This is a genomic window from Bradyrhizobium sp. CCBAU 45384, assembly GCF_028128665.1.
Taxonomy (GTDB): domain Bacteria; phylum Pseudomonadota; class Alphaproteobacteria; order Rhizobiales; family Xanthobacteraceae; genus Bradyrhizobium; species Bradyrhizobium manausense.
The window spans coordinates 322,909-338,250 of record NZ_LBIZ01000115.1 but is presented as its reverse complement, the minus strand read 5'-3'; the positions used below and the strand labels follow the sequence as shown (position 1 = coordinate 338,250).

Annotated in this window: 14 protein-coding genes and 1 pseudogene; all 15 read left to right on the top strand. The window is 60.1% G+C overall.

The window, feature by feature from the left end; all coding sequences use genetic code 11:
- Positions 1–1,685: pseudogene (locus tag XH80_RS29520) on the top strand (beta strand repeat-containing protein); the annotation flags it as partial.
- Between the two features lie 80 nt (positions 1,686–1,765).
- A complete protein-coding gene (locus tag XH80_RS29515) occupies positions 1,766–3,478 on the top strand; it encodes a type I secretion system permease/ATPase (RefSeq protein WP_271601612.1) in 1,713 nt (570 codons plus the stop codon).
- Positions 3,479–3,488: 10 nt separating this feature from the next.
- A complete protein-coding gene (locus tag XH80_RS29510) occupies positions 3,489–4,856 on the top strand; it encodes an HlyD family type I secretion periplasmic adaptor subunit (protein WP_271601611.1) in 1,368 nt (455 codons plus the stop codon).
- A 789-nt stretch (positions 4,857–5,645) separates the two neighbouring features.
- Positions 5,646–5,855: a Flp family type IVb pilin gene (locus XH80_RS29505; protein ID WP_271601610.1), complete on the top strand. Its 210-nt coding sequence runs from the start codon at positions 5,646–5,648 to the stop codon at positions 5,853–5,855.
- An 81-nt stretch (positions 5,856–5,936) separates the two neighbouring features.
- Positions 5,937–6,146, top strand: coding sequence for a hypothetical protein (locus XH80_RS29500; RefSeq protein WP_271601609.1), 210 nt, complete (start codon positions 5,937–5,939; stop codon positions 6,144–6,146).
- Positions 6,147–6,265: 119 nt separating this feature from the next.
- Positions 6,266–6,781: an A24 family peptidase gene (locus XH80_RS29495; RefSeq protein ID WP_271601624.1), complete on the top strand. Its 516-nt coding sequence runs from the start codon at positions 6,266–6,268 to the stop codon at positions 6,779–6,781.
- 31 nt (positions 6,782–6,812) lie between these two features.
- Complete coding sequence (gene cpaB / locus XH80_RS29490) at positions 6,813–7,694, top strand: Flp pilus assembly protein CpaB (protein WP_271601608.1); 882 nt, start codon at positions 6,813–6,815, stop codon at positions 7,692–7,694.
- A gap of 11 nt (positions 7,695–7,705) precedes the next feature.
- Positions 7,706–8,908: an AAA family ATPase gene (locus tag XH80_RS29485; RefSeq protein WP_271601607.1), complete on the top strand. Its 1,203-nt coding sequence runs from the start codon at positions 7,706–7,708 to the stop codon at positions 8,906–8,908.
- Positions 8,905–10,305 carry a CpaF family protein gene (locus tag XH80_RS29480; protein ID WP_271601606.1) on the top strand — a complete coding sequence of 467 codons (1,401 nt, stop codon included), beginning with the start codon at positions 8,905–8,907 and terminating at the stop codon, positions 10,303–10,305. The genes XH80_RS29485 and XH80_RS29480 overlap by 4 nt, the downstream gene beginning before the upstream one ends.
- Positions 10,305–11,234, top strand: a complete 930-nt coding sequence (locus XH80_RS29475; protein WP_271601605.1) for a type II secretion system F family protein — start codon at positions 10,305–10,307, stop codon at positions 11,232–11,234. Before XH80_RS29480 ends, XH80_RS29475 begins: the two co-directional genes overlap by 1 nt.
- Positions 11,231–12,142, top strand: coding sequence for a type II secretion system F family protein (locus XH80_RS29470; protein WP_271601604.1), 912 nt, complete (start codon positions 11,231–11,233; stop codon positions 12,140–12,142). Before XH80_RS29475 ends, XH80_RS29470 begins: the two co-directional genes overlap by 4 nt.
- 48 nt (positions 12,143–12,190) lie before the next feature.
- Positions 12,191–12,790, top strand: coding sequence for a methyltransferase family protein (locus XH80_RS29465; protein WP_271601603.1), 600 nt, complete (start codon positions 12,191–12,193; stop codon positions 12,788–12,790).
- Between the two features lie 6 nt (positions 12,791–12,796).
- On the top strand, positions 12,797–13,318 hold the full coding sequence (locus tag XH80_RS29460) for a hypothetical protein (protein ID WP_271601602.1): 522 nt from the start codon (positions 12,797–12,799) through the stop codon (positions 13,316–13,318).
- Between the two features lie 9 nt (positions 13,319–13,327).
- Positions 13,328–14,686 carry a pilus assembly protein TadG-related protein gene (locus tag XH80_RS29455; protein ID WP_271601601.1) on the top strand — a complete coding sequence of 453 codons (1,359 nt, stop codon included), beginning with the start codon at positions 13,328–13,330 and terminating at the stop codon, positions 14,684–14,686.
- The gene (locus XH80_RS29450) at positions 14,686–15,099 is read left to right on the top strand and encodes a TadE family protein (RefSeq protein WP_271601600.1); all 414 of its coding nucleotides are present in this window, start codon (positions 14,686–14,688) and stop codon (positions 15,097–15,099) included. The genes XH80_RS29455 and XH80_RS29450 overlap by 1 nt, the downstream gene beginning before the upstream one ends.
- Positions 15,100–15,342 lie beyond the last annotated feature (243 nt).

Sequence of the window (15,342 nt, the reverse complement as noted above, 5' to 3'; positions counted from 1 at the left end):
ATCCAACAATCCAGATCAACACTGTCCACAAGAATGACACGACCATTTCAGGAACGTTCAGTGATGTCGCAAATGTCTCGACAATCGCTGTGAAGGATGGCGCCACTACCCTGAGCGGTACATTTACGATAAACAACTCCACGCATACTTGGACGCTCACCAACATACCCAACCCCCAAAAGCCAAATACTGGAGATGCAATAACCGCAACAGCTACAGATGCGGCGGGAAACACGTTCAGCGGTTCCACGACAACTGTGGCGCCCGCTGGAGCGGCCGGCCAAGCGATCAACCTGGCGCTTACCGACGTCTTGGGTGCGACCATTACGCTAACGGTCACGGGAATGTCATCAGATTGGACCCTCAATGCCGGAACGCGGGAGGACAACGGCTCATGGACGATTGCGACCGCTGATCCGGCGTCTTTGAGCATCACTACGTCCTCTAGCTTTGTAGGCGCGACGCTACTGCACGTGACAGAGAGTTGGACCAACCCGGATGGCACGGGAGGAACAGCAGTTATCGTCAACAACCTTGAAGCCTATGCGCCCGGCTCCCCCATCTTCGCGTGGTCCGGCAACGACACCCTGACCGGCTCGAGCGGTCACGACACCTTCGTGTTCTCGCAGCCGATCGGCAACGATGTCGTACACAGCTTCGAGGTGTCCTCCGACGTGATCGACCTGATCAGCTACCGCTGGCAGAGCTTTGCCGACGTCCAGGCTCATGCCGCTGATGACGCGAGCGGCAATGCGGTGATCACGTTGGCCGACGGCCAGACCATCACGCTCGACGGGGTGCATGCGGCGGATCTGACGGCTGCAAATTTTGAGTTCGACGTGACGCCGACCACGGAGAACGCGGGTCCGATGACGATCGGCGATGGCGCGATGCTGCCGCTGTCGGGCATCATCCACAACACCGGCACGATCCAGCTACAGGCTTCGGGCGACGACACGCTGCTGCAGCTGATCCAAACCGGCATCACACTCGATGGCGCCGGTCAGATGGTCCTGTCGGACGACGATCATAACGTCATCGCCGGCACGGCTCCCGGCGTCACGCTCGACAACCTCGACAACGTGATCTCCGGCGCCGGCCAGATCGGGCAGGGCAGCCTGACGCTGAGCAACGAGGGCACGATTGATGCCACGGGCGTCCATGCCCTGGTGATCGACACCGGCGTCAACGTGATCGCCAACGCCGGGACGCTGGAGGCGACCGGCACAGGCGGGCTTGTCCTCGACAGTGCGGTCGCCAACAGCGGACTGATCTGGGCCAATGGCGGCACCGTCGCCGCAATGGGCGAGGTCACCGGCAATGGCAATGCCCTGATCAGTGGGGGTGGCACCATCGAGTTCGAGGCAGGCGTGGCGGCTAATATCAAGTTCGACGTGACGGCCGCCGGCCACCTGATCCTCGATGACGCCTTCCACTTCTCGGGCACGGTGAACGGCCTCGATGGCAATGACGATATCGACATCAAGGGTATCAGCTTCGGCGCTGCCACCACGGTGAGTTTCATCGAAAACCAGGCGGGGACCGCCGGCAGTCTGACGATCTCAGACGGCGCTCACACCGCAAACATCGTCCTGCTCGGGCAATACGATCCGACCGGCTTTACTACAAAAGCAGATGCCACCAACGGTATCGTGGTCGCCTATGATCCGCACCACATCGCCTGAACGGTATGACGGAGACCCTAGGCGCCGATGCTGCAACTGTTGGACGTTCTTGATGGGCTCGATTGCGTGAGGTATCCGATTTGACGAAACCGTCCAAACGACATGATGAGTTGCGGCGACTGCTGAAGCCTTCGCAAGGCTACTTCGTCACGGCGGCCATTTTCAGCCTGGCGATCAATCTGCTCTATCTGGCCGGGCCGCTGTATATGCTGCAGGTCTACGACCGCGTGATCTCGAGTGCGAGCGAAATCACGCTGCTCATGCTTACGATCGCGCTGCTGCTGGCATTTGCTGCACTTGCCAGCCTCGACATGGTGCGTGCGCGGGTACTGACGCGCGCGAGCATGCGCCTCGACCGGAATATCGCGCCTTGCGTCATGACTGCGGTGATCGATCGCGCGGCAGCTTCCGGCGGAGCACGCACCCACCTGCTGCGCGATTTCGATACTTTCCGCCAGTTCATAACCGGCACGGGGGTTCACGCCATCCTCGATTTGCCGTGGACGCCGGTGTATCTCGCGGTGATCTTCGCGTTGCATCCATTCTTGGGCGCATTTGCGCTGGGTAGCGCGATCATTTTGATCCTGATGGCTCTCTTCAATGAGTGGATCGTCAAGCCTCCACTGTTGGAGTCCAATGAAGCGGCAAGCAGGAACTACAACTTCTCCGAGATGAGCTTGCGCAACACCGAAGTGGTGCGGGCGATGGGGATGACGGCAGGCCTGCTGAGACGCTGGAGCAGGGACCGCAACCGGATGCTCGAGCGCCAGGTCACCGCAAGCGACCGCGCTGCGACGATCCAGAGCATGATCCGTTTCTTGCGCCTTTCGATGCAGTCCTTGATCCTTGGCCTTGGCGCCTATCTTGTGATCGAGCGCCTGTCGACGGCCGGCGCGATGTTCGCCGCCAGCATCCTGCTTGGCCGCGCCTTGCAGCCGGTCGAGCAGATCGTCGGATCATGGCGCGGTCTTGTCTCGGCGCGCGGCGCGTTCTTGCGGCTGCGCGAACTGCTGGCAACCGGCCGAACGGAGGATCCTCGCCTCACGCTTCCGCGCCCCGAGGGCCGCCTTTCTGTCGAAGCACTTTCGTGTGTACCGCCCGGCTTCTCGAAGCCGATTCTGCGGAACGTCTCGTTTCAGATCGAGCCAGGCGAGGTGCTGGGAATCATCGGGCCGTCCGGTGCTGGCAAATCAACACTAGCGCGCCACATCGTGGGCGTGCAGGTGCCATCGGCAGGCGCCGTTCGCATTGACGGAGCGGATGTATCCAGCTGGATCAGAACCTCGCTCGGCCAGCATCTCGGCTATTTACCCCAGGACGTCGAATTGTTTGCCGATCGCGTCGCGGCCAATATCGGCAGGTTCAGCGACGGAGAGGACAGCGAGATTATCCTGGCAGCGCGGATGGCCGGGGTACATGAAATGATCCTTCGGCTTCCCGATGGCTATGACACGCAGATCGGGGAGGGGGGCGCGATCCTCTCAGGCGGGTACCGCCAGCGCATTGGGCTGGCGCGGGCGGTCTTTGGCAATCCCAGCCTGGTTGTGTTGGACGAGCCCAGTTCGAACCTCGATTCCGAGGGCGATGCAGCGCTCGCCGACTGCATCACGCAACTCAAGAAGCGCGGAACGACGGTCGTGATCATTTCCCATCGGCCGACCACCATCGGTGTTGTCGACAAGATATTGGTACTCCGCGAAGGCGTCGTCGAAATGTTCGGATCACGTGCAGAAGTTCTGTCGCGCCTGACGCGCCCCGTGCCGATTCACGCGGTCCGGGAAGTAACCACTTAGGAGACCACAGATGGCGCTGTCGGATTTCGCGCTTGGAACGCAACGACCCGCTCTGGTTCCGAGTTGGATGAGGCGTGAGAATGACAATGCGCCGCCCGATTCCATCCGCTATGTGGCGTTCGCCGGATGGCTGATCATCGCGACCTTTTTCGGCGGCATCGGCACCTGGGCGCTAACCGCGCCGCTGAACGGCGCTGTGGTCGCCAACGCAGTCGTCAAGGTCGATGGCAACCGCAAGAGCGTCCAGCACCTTGATGGCGGCATCGTCAAGGAACTGCATGTCAGGGAAGGCGAGCGTGTACTTGCGGGCGATCTCCTGATCGTTCTCGACGAAACTCAGGCGCATGCCGAATATGAGGTGCTCAACCAGCAGTACGCCGTGCTTCGTGCGACGGAAGTCCGACTCCTGACGGAGCTCGAGCATGGGTCCGATCTCGGCATGCCGTCGGACCTCAATGCACGATCCAACGATCCCTATTTCAGGAGTGTCTGGAACGGTCAGCTCAGCCAGTTCGAAAGCCGACGGGCGTCCCTGGAAGGGCAAAGAAGCGTCATTCGCGAGAAGATCAACCAGCTTCGGTCGCAGATCGTTGGTGCGGAGGCGCAGGTCAGGGCCTTTACCGATCAAATCAACTCCGTTCGCCACGAGGCGAAGGATATTGCGCCCCTGGTCGAGCGTGGCCTGATCGCGCGCCCGCGCATCCTGCAATTGGAGCGGACTACGTACGGCCTGGAAGGCCAGATTGCCGATACAAATGCCAATATCGCAAAAGCGCGGCAGGCGATCGCCGAGCAGGAGCAGCAGATCTCCCAATTGGACAATGATCGGATGACTGAGGTCACCAAGGATCTACGCGATACGCAAGCTAAACTTCTCGAAGTGATTCCAAAAGCGCTGAGTGCCAAGGCCATATTGGGCCGAATGGAAATTCGCGCTCCCTATACCGGGCGGGTGGTGGGTCTCAACGTGTTTTCGGTCGGAGGCGTCATCCAGCGCGGCGAGAAGATCCTAGACATCGTTCCGGACGAGGACTCGCTGACTATCGAGGCGCAGATCGCTGTCGAGGACATCAGCGACGTGCATCCGGACATGCGCGCCGAAGTCCATCTAACGGCCTACAAGCAACGCATCGTGCCCATCATTCATGGCGACGTCATCCAGGTCTCGGCCGACCGCCTCACGGATCCGAAAACGAATGCGCCGTACTATACGGCCTTCGTCCGGATTGATCAGGGCGAATTGGCGGGCATGCCAAATATCCGCCTCTACCCTGGCATGCCGGCGACCGTCATGATTCCGACCGTTCAACGGACCGCGTTTGAATACATCGTTGGGCCGCTCGCGATGTCTTTCAACCAGTCGTTTCGGCAGAAGTAGCCCATCAAGCAACCGATGGAACAGGCAATCCAGTAGCGACGCCGAGTTAAGCGACGAAAGATCAAATGTCTCATCGTAGAGGCCAACATCGCTTGACGACCCAAATGGCTTGAAAAGCTAGAGCCCAGGAGTGCGGTTTGAGAGATACGAGCCTTCAAGGCCATCCATAGCGCGTACCGCACGGGCCCCCGATTTTCCGAATAGCTTGCATCCTGACGTTGCCTCGACGCTTTCCTAACTGCGCTTAATGCATCTGGCCGCTTCTAAATAGCTGGTATCTCGCTGGGCTTGACTGAATCCCGCTCGAGTTGAGATCAGTGAGATTGGAATCTTAAGGCATCACCTCACCGGTGGGCAGATGTCTTGCGTCGCGCCGTTGCACGTGGCGAAATTTGCTCCCTGCGGTCGCAGCATCCGCTCGACCATCGTGTGAGTGAATTGACAGGTTGATGCACCACGATGGTTCAAAATTGCCGAATTTAATAACAGATCTATAACCGCTGCCTCCCCGTAGTAATCCGGAGATTCTTTGCCGATTTTAATCGGGTGCTCTGCCAAATTTTGATTGTCTGACCAGCTATCATATTGCATTACTTAGGTTTTAGCATCTGGAACTTGCGTCGCCTTTATCTTGCGAATTAACTACCGCCGCAGTTGTTAATACATTAAATGTTGACGATAATAAATATTTAATAGATGGTTTGGCGCTGGCGGGGCCGGACACAAATCCGCAGCCGCTGGAAATTGCCGAGTGTCTGCAAAATCATCTCACAAGAAGGGATTCCTCCTATGTTGAAGTGTTATATTCGGGCCACGGAAGCCTTGAAGCGTCTGCGCACGGACCAGGACGGCGTGGTGTCGTTCGAGTACATCATCGTCGCTGCTTGCATCATCGGCGCAGTGTCTGCCGCGTTCGGTACCGGAGCTACCGGTGCTATCGGGACGGCGCTGTCCGGCGGGATCACCGCTATCACCACCAAGTTCACCGCGGCCGTGTAATACGACCACCTGACTTGGCGGGAGGCATCGGAACGTGCCTCCCAGCAATGGTGGGTCATCCTGCAAGAAGGAGTGCTCCGCATGTTGAACTATTATGTCAAGGCCACGGAGGCCTTGAAGAGCCTTCGCACGGATCAGGACGGCGTGGTGTCGTTCGAGTACATCATCGTTGCGGCTTGTATCATCGGCGCAGTGTCTGCGGCGTTCGGTACGGGAGCGACGGGCGCCATCGGGACGGCGCTCACGAGTGGGATCACCACAATCACCACCGCCTTCACTGCAGCCGTGTGATGCAGCCATCTGACGCCCGGAAGGGGCATCGAAATATGCCCCTCCGCTTCTTCTCACGTGACCCAGTTTTTCTCACGTGACCCAGTTTTAGTTTTTTGTTGCGCTCGCGTTTCTTGAGGCTGCATTCCGTGAGTTGGATCGTTCCTATAATCTCGTCGCTCGAAATCGTGTTGTTGCTGTATGTCGCAACGATTGATGTGGCGACGCGCTTGATCCGAAATGACGTCTGTCTGGTGCTGGCGCTTCTCGGGATCGCCGGTCAGTTGGACAGCCCGCTGCAACTCGCCGAATCCCTGATCGCAGGGGCGATCCTGTTCTTGCTGCTGTTCATGATTTATCAGCGGGGATGGATTGGCGGCGGCGACGTCAAGTTGCTGGTCGCCTTGGCGATTGGCCTCCCGTTGACAGGCATCGTACAGTTGTTGACCGTAACCGCGCTGGCCGGCGGCGTTCTTGCCCTGGTGCATCTGATGATGCGCCTCCTGCCATATCCCAGACTAGCACCCGCCGGATCGTCGTTCGCACGCCGCGTCTACGCGGTCGAGCGGTGGCGTCACCTGCGACATGCGCCGCTTCCTTACGGGGTTGCTATCGCGTGCGGTGGTATCTGGACCATTTTCAGCAGAGGACTTTGACATGTCATCCGCTTTGCGTCTTTCGATCATCATGGTGTTCGTGTTCGCGACCGTTGCGCTCGGGCTCGTCGGCTACAACATGAACCTGCCGAAAGAACAGGCCCCGGTCGCCAAGATCACGGAAAGCGTTCCGGCGCCTCCCCCTGTCGGGTATTTTGTCGCGGTTCACCCGCTCCCAAGAGGGACACTGGTCCGCGATGAGGATTTCGCAGTGCGCTCGGTGCCGACGTCGGATGGCGTTCCTGCCGGCGCAATTATGGACACCCCCGACGCCAGGATCGGACTTCGCGGATCTCTGGTTCGCAACTTCCTCGACACCGGCAATCCCGTCACGTCCAAGGACATCTTGCGTCCGCGCGAACGGGGCTTTCTCGCTAGCGTCCTGGCTCCGGATAGCCGCGCCGTCAGCATCAACGTTGATGCCGCCTCTGGTGTCTCGGGCCTGATCTGGCCGGGCGACTATGTGGATGTCGTATTGACCCAGCAGCCATCGACGACAAATGGCGAGAAGCAGGATCCGGATCACCAGCATGGCGCGCTGAGCGAAACCGTCGCTCACAATGTTCGAATTGTCGCGATCGATCAGGAGATCGTGCAGGGCGGCTCCGCCAGCAACGCCACGGCCGGCAAGGTCGCGCGCACCGTATCGCTGCAGCTTGCGCCCGAGCAGGTCAAGAAAGTCGTCATCGCAGGGCAGCTCGGAAAGCTCTCCCTCGCCGTGCGGTCCGCGGTCGATCGGCAGGATATGGGGGAGACGGACGCGACGGTCGTGATTTATGCACGCAACAACAGCACGAAATACTCAGTCAGGAAGGACGATGCGGGGAACACGCGCACGGCGTCGATTGGCGGCGCGTCGCCGGCAAGCGCTCCGTCAACGTCGATCGTTTCGGCCGAATCGTCGCGTCGGTAGGGGAGGCAGTGGTGATCGCTAACATCGCAGTAGTCAGTTCGCCTGAAGAAGCGGCGTCCGTTGTAACGCGCAACCGGATCGTCTGTTTCGTCAATGACGAGCTCAGCGCAGCGGCTCTGCGCAAAGGGCTCGAGGGCAGCAATCTGTCGATCCGGCGCGGCACGATCCGCAACGCGATAAAGATGCTCGAGACCGACACCGAACTATTCGCGTTGGTGACCGACATCAGCGGGATCGATGATCCATTTACCGAACTGGAGAGGCTGGCCGGCGTCTGCCCGCCCGACGTCCGGGTGGCTCTGATCGGCGAGAGCAGGGAGATCACCTTCTACCGCGAGCTCATGGAAATCGGGTTGACGGAGTATCTGCCGAGACCGCTGACGCGTGATATGGTCTTGGACCAGCTCCGCCCGAAGCTGCTTGGCGATGTGGCGCCCGGTCCGACCGATCGTGGCGGGCATGTGGTCTCGATCTGCGGTGCGCAGGGGGGCGCCGGCGCAACGAGCATCGCCATCAATCTCGCGCTGCAACTGGCCGACACCACCAAGGCCAAGGTCGCGCTGCTCGACCTTCATCTCCAAGGTGGCGAAACGGCAGTGATGCTCGGGGTCCAGCCCGGGCCAGGACTGCGCATTGCCCTGGAAAACCCGATGCGGGCGGATACCTTGTTCCTCGAACGCGCGGCAATTGACGTCAACGAGCGGGTTTGCCTGATCTCCGCCGATGAGGACCTAGATGCGCAGTTGAACATCACCGAAGCGGGCGTGCGGCACGTGCTGGGTCTGCTCCGCCAGCGGTTCAATTACATCGTTGTCGATGTGCCGGTCCCGTTCCCGCCATCGATCCATTCGGTGATCACTCTCTCCCGTCACGTGCTGGTGTTGCTCGAAGCCGAAGTCACCGGACTTCGCAACGCCCATGCACTGCGCAACGCCGTCACCAACATCGCCGGCAAGGATCGGGTCTTTACCTTGCTCAACCGCGCCGGTCGTCCCGGTGGCCTTCCCAGGGCCACGATCGTCAAAGCTTTGGGCGCAGAGCCGGACATGGTGATTCCAGATCTCGGCAAGGGCATGACCCAGGCGGTCAATCTCGGAATTCCAGCTCTCAAGCACGTATCAGGATTGCGACGTCACCTCGCTCCAATTGTCCGGGAGATCTCCGGGGTGGGTGCCGAGCGGAAGGGACGGTTGAGGAGGCTGCTCGGGCTATGAAGAAGTTTGGTCGACGCGAAGACGACACGCCAGGTCGTTTGCCCGCATTGACGCCAAGCTTGCCTGCGTCGACGTCGAGCTTGCAGGCATCTGCGCCAAGCCCGCCTGCATCTGCAAGGCACGACGAGCCCGCGATCGCGCGGCCGGTGATGCCGGCCTCGCTGCGCGAACGCGTCATCGAGCAGATCGAGCCGTCGGTGGCCGCGACTGTTTCGCGCGATGTCCTTCGGCGGCAGATCGAGGAAATCATCCACGGAATCGCCAACGAGGAGCGGCTCGAACTGTCGGGCCGCGAGCAGTTTCAGCTCGCGGACGAGATTGCGGACGACATGACCGGCTACGGGCCGCTTCGTCCGCTTCTGCTGGATCAATCGATCAACGACATCATGGTCAACGGACCGAACAATATCTATGTCGAGCGAAGCGGCAAGCTGGAACGGATCGCGGTCCGATTTCGCGACAATGATCACATCGCATCCGTCGCGCAGAAGATTGCCGCGCAAGTCGGCCGGCGCATCGACGAATCCAGCCCGATGGTGGATTGCCGCCTGCCGGACGGCAGCCGGGTCAACATCATCTTCCCGCCGCTGGCGATCCATAGCCCCTGCATATCCATCCGGAAATTTCCAAGCCGCCGTTTGGACATGGCCGGGATGGTCAAGAACGGCTCGGTGACGGCGGCGATCGGAGAACTGCTGGAGATCGCCGCGCGGGCGCGGCTCAATATCCTGGTCTCCGGCGGCACCGGTTCCGGCAAGACGACGCTGCTCAACGCCCTCAGCCAATTCATCGATCACAGCGAACGCATTGTCACCGTCGAAGATGCAGCAGAGCTGCAGCTTCAACAGCCCCACGTGATCAGCCTCGAGACGCGGCCTCCGAGCCTGGAAGGCACCGGGCAGGTGACGCAACGCGACCTGGTGTGGAACGCACTGCGGATGCGTCCTGACCGGATCGTCGTAGGCGAGGTGCGCGGCGCCGAAGCGTTCGACATGCTCCAAGCGATGAACACCGGTCATGACGGCTCGATCTCTACGGTGCATGCCAATAGCGCCCGCGACGCAATGACCCGTATCGAGAACATGGTGCAGATGGGACAGCCAAATCTGCCGCTGCGGGCGATCAGGTCTCAGATCGTTGCGGCGCTGGATATCATCGTGCAGGTCGAACGCATGCGCGATGGTCAGCGTCGCGTGATCCAGATCGCCGAGGTGATCGGGCTGGAAGGCGAGGTGATCACCACCAATGACATCGCGGCGTTCGAATACGAACACGAGGATGTTCACGGGCGGATATCGGGCACCTACAGGTCCACCCCGGCTGTCCCGAAATTCAAGAGTCGTCTTACCTATTACGGGCTCGATCGGGCCTGGGCTGAGGCTATAAGGCAGCTATAATGCTGGAATTTTTGACCACCAGTGACCTTGTGCTCCTGGTACTCGCAGCGGTCTTGACGCTGTGGCTCGACGCACGACAGCGACGCATCGATCGTCAGGTCGAGAAAGCCCTGCCTGTTTCAGATCCGGCATACCTGCCCTCAATTCGTCGGTTGGATAACGCGTCCCGCTGGCAGCTTCTCTTCCGTGTGGTCAATTACAAGGATGGGATAGCTTACGCCTGGAATCCCGCTTATGTGCTCTTTGCCGGCGTGACCGGGGCAGTTGCAATCCTTTATGCCAATAGCGTGCTGAAGTTCTCCAACTTCTACGCGTATCCAGTGGCTGCGATCGTAGCGACCATGGTGGCGCGCGGCCTGTTCGGATGGCAGCGGCATCGTCTCGCCAGTCAACTGTTCCGACAGCTCCCCGACACGATCCAGCTGGTCACAAGCACCGTTCGATCGGGGCTGCCCGTAACCGAAGCCTTTCGCACCATTGCTCGCGAGATGCCGCAACCGACGGCTGGACAGTTTGCCATCGTGTGCACCGAGGTGAGCCTGGGGCGACCTCCGGAGGAGGCGGTGGAAGCCATCTATCGGCGAACCCAGGTGACGGAATACGGGATCTTTGCGGTGACGCTTGCAGTCCAATTGAAGTCGGGTGGTAGCTTGACCGAGACCCTGCAAACACTGGGAGATACCGTGAGGCAACGTGTTGCGCTCGCTGCTCGTGCGAAGGCTCTAGCTGGCGAGGTGATCTTTTCCTCACGCGCGCTGTCAGTGTCGCCCGTCATCGTCGGTGGGCTGCTCTACGCGATTAATCCGGAAACGGTCGATCTGCTGCTCTACGATCCGACCGGAAACAGGCTCCTGGCTTACGCCGCAGCCTCGGTGATCATCGGGTCCCTCGTGATACGTTGGATGGTCAGAAGGGAAACAGCGCTATGAGTGTTGGTCTCGGTTTGGTGGCCCTCGCCATTGCACTTGCGACCGCGACCTTCGTGTTGGTCATCCACGAGATCCACATTCGCGCGTTGAACACACGGGTATCCAACGCTGTGCTGGGCCTTCCCGCCCGGCCAGCGCCTCTCCAGGACATGATCGGTTGGCTTTCGTCGCTCGGCACGCGTTATCGGCGCTTCTACTCCGCGGAAAATCTGGACCAACTCCGAACCGTCGTCCAAGCGTCGGGCTTGAATCCTCATCGAACCTTGTCGATCTGGATTGGCGTCAAGACTGTCAGCATGTTCCTGTTTCCGATCATTGCCTTGTTTGTTGCCCAGCTTCTTGGGAAGCCACTGACCGATGTGCTGATCTTCAGTCTCATCGGCGTGGTGCTCGGCATCATGGGGCCGCGGTTGATCCTGTTGGTGCTGACCCGGCGTTTCAATGCCGGCATTCGGCGAGGCACGCCGGACATGATCGACTTGCTGGTCGTCTGTAGCGAGGCGGGAATGGGGCTGGAAAGCGCGCTGGAACGCGTCGCGGAAGAAATGAAGCAGACTGAGCCTGCCATGGCCCGGGTGTTGTACGGCCTTCTCGATGATCTCCGGATATTGCCAAATCGTAGCGAGGCGTTCGAGAAACTGGCATCCACGTCGGAAGGACTTCGCCGGTTCGGCACCATGGTGAGCCAAAGCCTGCAATTCGGAACGCCACTGGGCCAGGCTCTGCGCACCATCGCGGCCGACCTCCGGCGAGAGCGTATCACCAAGCTCGAAGAACGCGCGCACAAGCTGGGCGCGAAGCTGACCATTCCGATGGTGTTGTTCATGCTTCCAGCCATGTTCATCATTTTGGGTGGAAGTCCGTTTCTGCACCTCGTGCGCACATTCTCCAACTTAGGCATGAAGTAGATCATGAGCACGGCAGTCCTGTCGAAAAACCGGTCTTACGAGTGGGTGATGCAGGTGCTCGGAAGCCTATGGTTCATGTTGCTGGCATTTTGCGTCGCCATCAGGATCGGGTCATTCGCCGAGCCCTGGCCATCGCTCCTGTCGAGCGTTTGCCTCGCGGTTTTTTATATCCTACTGGCCGCGTTGATCATGACGAGGTCGCCGGCAAAGGCGCATGCGGACGGGGCGCTGCCCAGGATCGCTGCGTTCGTCGGCTCCTACTTGCCGTGGACGATCACTTTCTTCGGCAAAACGGAGCAAGCGTTGCCGAACTTGGCGTCCACCACCTGCGTGTTGATCGGTATGATCATGATGCTCGTCACCATCCGCCACCTGGGGCGGTCGTTCAGCCTGGTGCCGCAGGCGCGTTCAGTCGTGCAAACCGGTCCCTATCGCTGGATCAAGCATCCGCTCTATTTCGCGGAAGAGATCGTGATCGTGGGCGTGGTGCTGCAATATCTGACACCGCTCACAGTGATCGTGCTGGTCCTGCATATCGGCGTCCAGGTCTGCCGAATTCTATACGAGGAAGATCTGCTTCGGCGCATGTGCCCGGAATATTCCAGTTACGAAGCGTCGCGTTGGAGATTGGTCCCTTACGTCTGGTGAGCGGCTATGCGTGGTCGAGTTGTCATTGACATCGTTCGAATGGCTCATGCCCGGAGCCGGCGTGCCAAAGCGGTAAGTGCCCGTCGTGGCGGACGCATCAGCCATCAAAGGTCGTTCGTTGCGGATCGGCGCGGCGCCGCGGCGTTCGAGATGCTGATGGTTTTCTCTTTTCTTGGCGTGAGCCTGCTTCTGCCGCTCGCCGACGTTGCGGCCGCCGGCTTTCAGTTCGTATCGGCGTGGGAAGCCGTGCGCGCCTTCGGGCAAAGGATTCAGTACGCCCCACCACAGGACGTTACCGACTGGGCGGCCTGGAAGTCTGCACTGCCGACTTCGGTTGCCGGTTATCCCATCAACAATCTTCAGGTCCTTTGCGGCGACACCATGGCTGCCTGCTCCGCAGCCAATTCTGGTTCGCCAAAGTACTATTCATACACGACGACTGTCATCTTGTCGCCCATCATCCTGACGACAGTGTTGTGTGCGAGTTCCTGTTCGTACACGCTGTCTTACGCGCAACGATTTCAATAGGAGTGGTCGATGCGTAGCTTGCTTCACTCTCGTCGTGGCTCCGCCGCCTTCGCAACCGTTCTTGCCCTGCTGCCGCTGATCGGGGTGGTCGCACTCGGGGGCGAGGCGGGGTCATGGTACGTGACCAAGCAACACGCACAGAATGCCGCCGATGCGGCTGCCGTTTCGGGGGCCATGCAGCAACTATGCTTGTCGAACGCACCCTGTGCGGTTACGCAGACTGTGGACTATCGCGCCAAGCAGGCGGCGGCAGCGAATACGTTCTGCAACGCGGGTTCGACGTCCTATCCCGGGTCCCTGTGTAGCACCAGCCTTCCGGCGGGAGTCTCTCAGACGGTCCAGATCGCTTCGCTCACGTCGTGGAACGGGACGGCCGGAACTTACGTTCAAGCCACTGTCACCCAGCAGCAGCCGGCTTACCTGGCACAAGTGCTTGGTTTAACCACCGTCACCATACCCGCGACAGCCGTGGCCTCAGTCAAGAGCGTGCTGTTTCCACCCTGCGTTCTGTCATTGACCGGCTCTATCAGTTTCCAGGGCAGTCCGAACATCGATGCGCCGAATTGCGGCATGGCCTCGAACGATCCCGCCAAGGACGCCATCAACTTCACCGGCGGCGGGATGAGCATGAACCTCGGCTCGTTGTCTTCTGTCGGCGGCTGCACGGGTACCGTATCGTTCTGTAACACGGCGTTGACGTATATGCCGGCCCCGACCAAGAATCCCTTCTCCGATCTTGATAGCGCAATCACCACGTTGTGCGGAGCGAGCCCCACGCTCCCTGCCAAATGCGGTCTAGCAAAATGCACCCCCGCAACCGTGCTCACCCCCTACACGGCTGCCAAACCATGCACGAATGATAATTTCAAGACGAAGGGGACTGACGCCTTCACGTTGGCTGCAGGCGGGGTGTACTTCATATCAGGCACTCTGACCCTCACCGGCGGCTCCTCGATCAATGGTACGGCGGGCGTGACCTTCATCCTGCTACCAGGGGCGACCATCGACACGAAGGGCGGCGGCACGCTCACCCTCGCGGGACCGTCTACGGCCCCGAGTGCGTCGTCTCTTCCATCGGCTCTCCAGTCCAGCGCGTCGTTACTGCAGTACATGGCGATGTACGATGCTTCAGCGGAGCCGGTGCAATTCGGTGGAACCAGCAACATCAACCTCACAGGAAACATCTATGCGCCGAACGCAGCGGTGACGTTTCAGGGTGATCCGAGGATCGCCGTGGGTGGCACAGGCAGTTGTGGCCAGTTGATCGCCGCGTCGGTCTCGTTCAACGGCAATGCCACCTTTGACACTACTGGGTGCCCATCGCAAACGAGGCTGCCGAAAGCCCAGTATGTTCAGTTGGTGCAGTGATGAGAAAGCTCGATCAGCGCGGCATTGGGGCGATGGAATTCTGCCTCGTCGCCCTGCCGCTTTTCCTCTTGATGTTCACCATCTTCGATCTGGGGCGTTACGCAATCACCATGCAGTCCTTGCGGGCGCTCGCGAATGCCGGTGCCCGGACCTGGATGATCAACGACTGCTACGTCAATAGCGCGCTCAGCAGAACCACACCGACCTGTACCGGTGATCCCTTACCATCCGCTGCGGCCAAACAGGCCGTCGCCCCAATGCTGTTCGCCGGCGGGCTCACGCCGACGCTGAGCACGACTTCGGGAGCCTCCGCACTTACCGTAACGGCATCGGATCCGGGCTTCAGCATGATCATGCCGATCTGGGGCACAGCGTTGAACGCGCCGAGCGCCTCCACGACCCTTCCCTTCTAGGTCCCGGGCGCGATTCGGGAATGCATCAAGCGGGTGGAGAGTGGGGCCTGCCTTTCGGACGGATTTGCCGAAAATCGACAGCAACGCGTCATGGGCAGGCGGTGGAACCCGCCCCGAAACGCTGTCGCAGGTTGGTTCCAGGCGGACCGGAAAAGTGGTGCACGCTGGCAACATCGACTCGTTTTCTATGCTGTTGCGGCACTGCGGTAAGGCTCTCTCCTTGCAACTAGACCGCATGAGGGA

Excerpts from the sequence above, each read along its gene's own strand:
- XH80_RS29505 (WP_271601610.1), top strand. The coding sequence starts at position 5,646 with ATGTTGAAGTGTTATATTCGGGCCACGGAAGCCTTGAAGCGTCTGCGC.
- XH80_RS29465 (WP_271601603.1), top strand. The coding sequence starts at position 12,191 with ATGCAGGTGCTCGGAAGCCTATGGTTCATGTTGCTGGCATTTTGCGTC.
- XH80_RS29455 (WP_271601601.1), top strand. The coding sequence starts at position 13,328 with ATGCGTAGCTTGCTTCACTCTCGTCGTGGCTCCGCCGCCTTCGCAACC.
- XH80_RS29500 (WP_271601609.1), top strand. The coding sequence starts at position 5,937 with ATGTTGAACTATTATGTCAAGGCCACGGAGGCCTTGAAGAGCCTTCGC.
- XH80_RS29480 (WP_271601606.1), top strand. The coding sequence starts at position 8,905 with ATGAAGAAGTTTGGTCGACGCGAAGACGACACGCCAGGTCGTTTGCCC.
- XH80_RS29460 (WP_271601602.1), top strand. The coding sequence starts at position 12,797 with ATGCGTGGTCGAGTTGTCATTGACATCGTTCGAATGGCTCATGCCCGG.
- XH80_RS29475 (WP_271601605.1), top strand. The coding sequence starts at position 10,305 with ATGCTGGAATTTTTGACCACCAGTGACCTTGTGCTCCTGGTACTCGCA.
- cpaB (WP_271601608.1), top strand. The coding sequence starts at position 6,813 with ATGGTGTTCGTGTTCGCGACCGTTGCGCTCGGGCTCGTCGGCTACAAC.
- XH80_RS29510 (WP_271601611.1), top strand. The coding sequence starts at position 3,489 with ATGGCGCTGTCGGATTTCGCGCTTGGAACGCAACGACCCGCTCTGGTT.
- XH80_RS29470 (WP_271601604.1), top strand. The coding sequence starts at position 11,231 with ATGAGTGTTGGTCTCGGTTTGGTGGCCCTCGCCATTGCACTTGCGACC.
- XH80_RS29450 (WP_271601600.1), top strand. The coding sequence starts at position 14,686 with ATGAGAAAGCTCGATCAGCGCGGCATTGGGGCGATGGAATTCTGCCTC.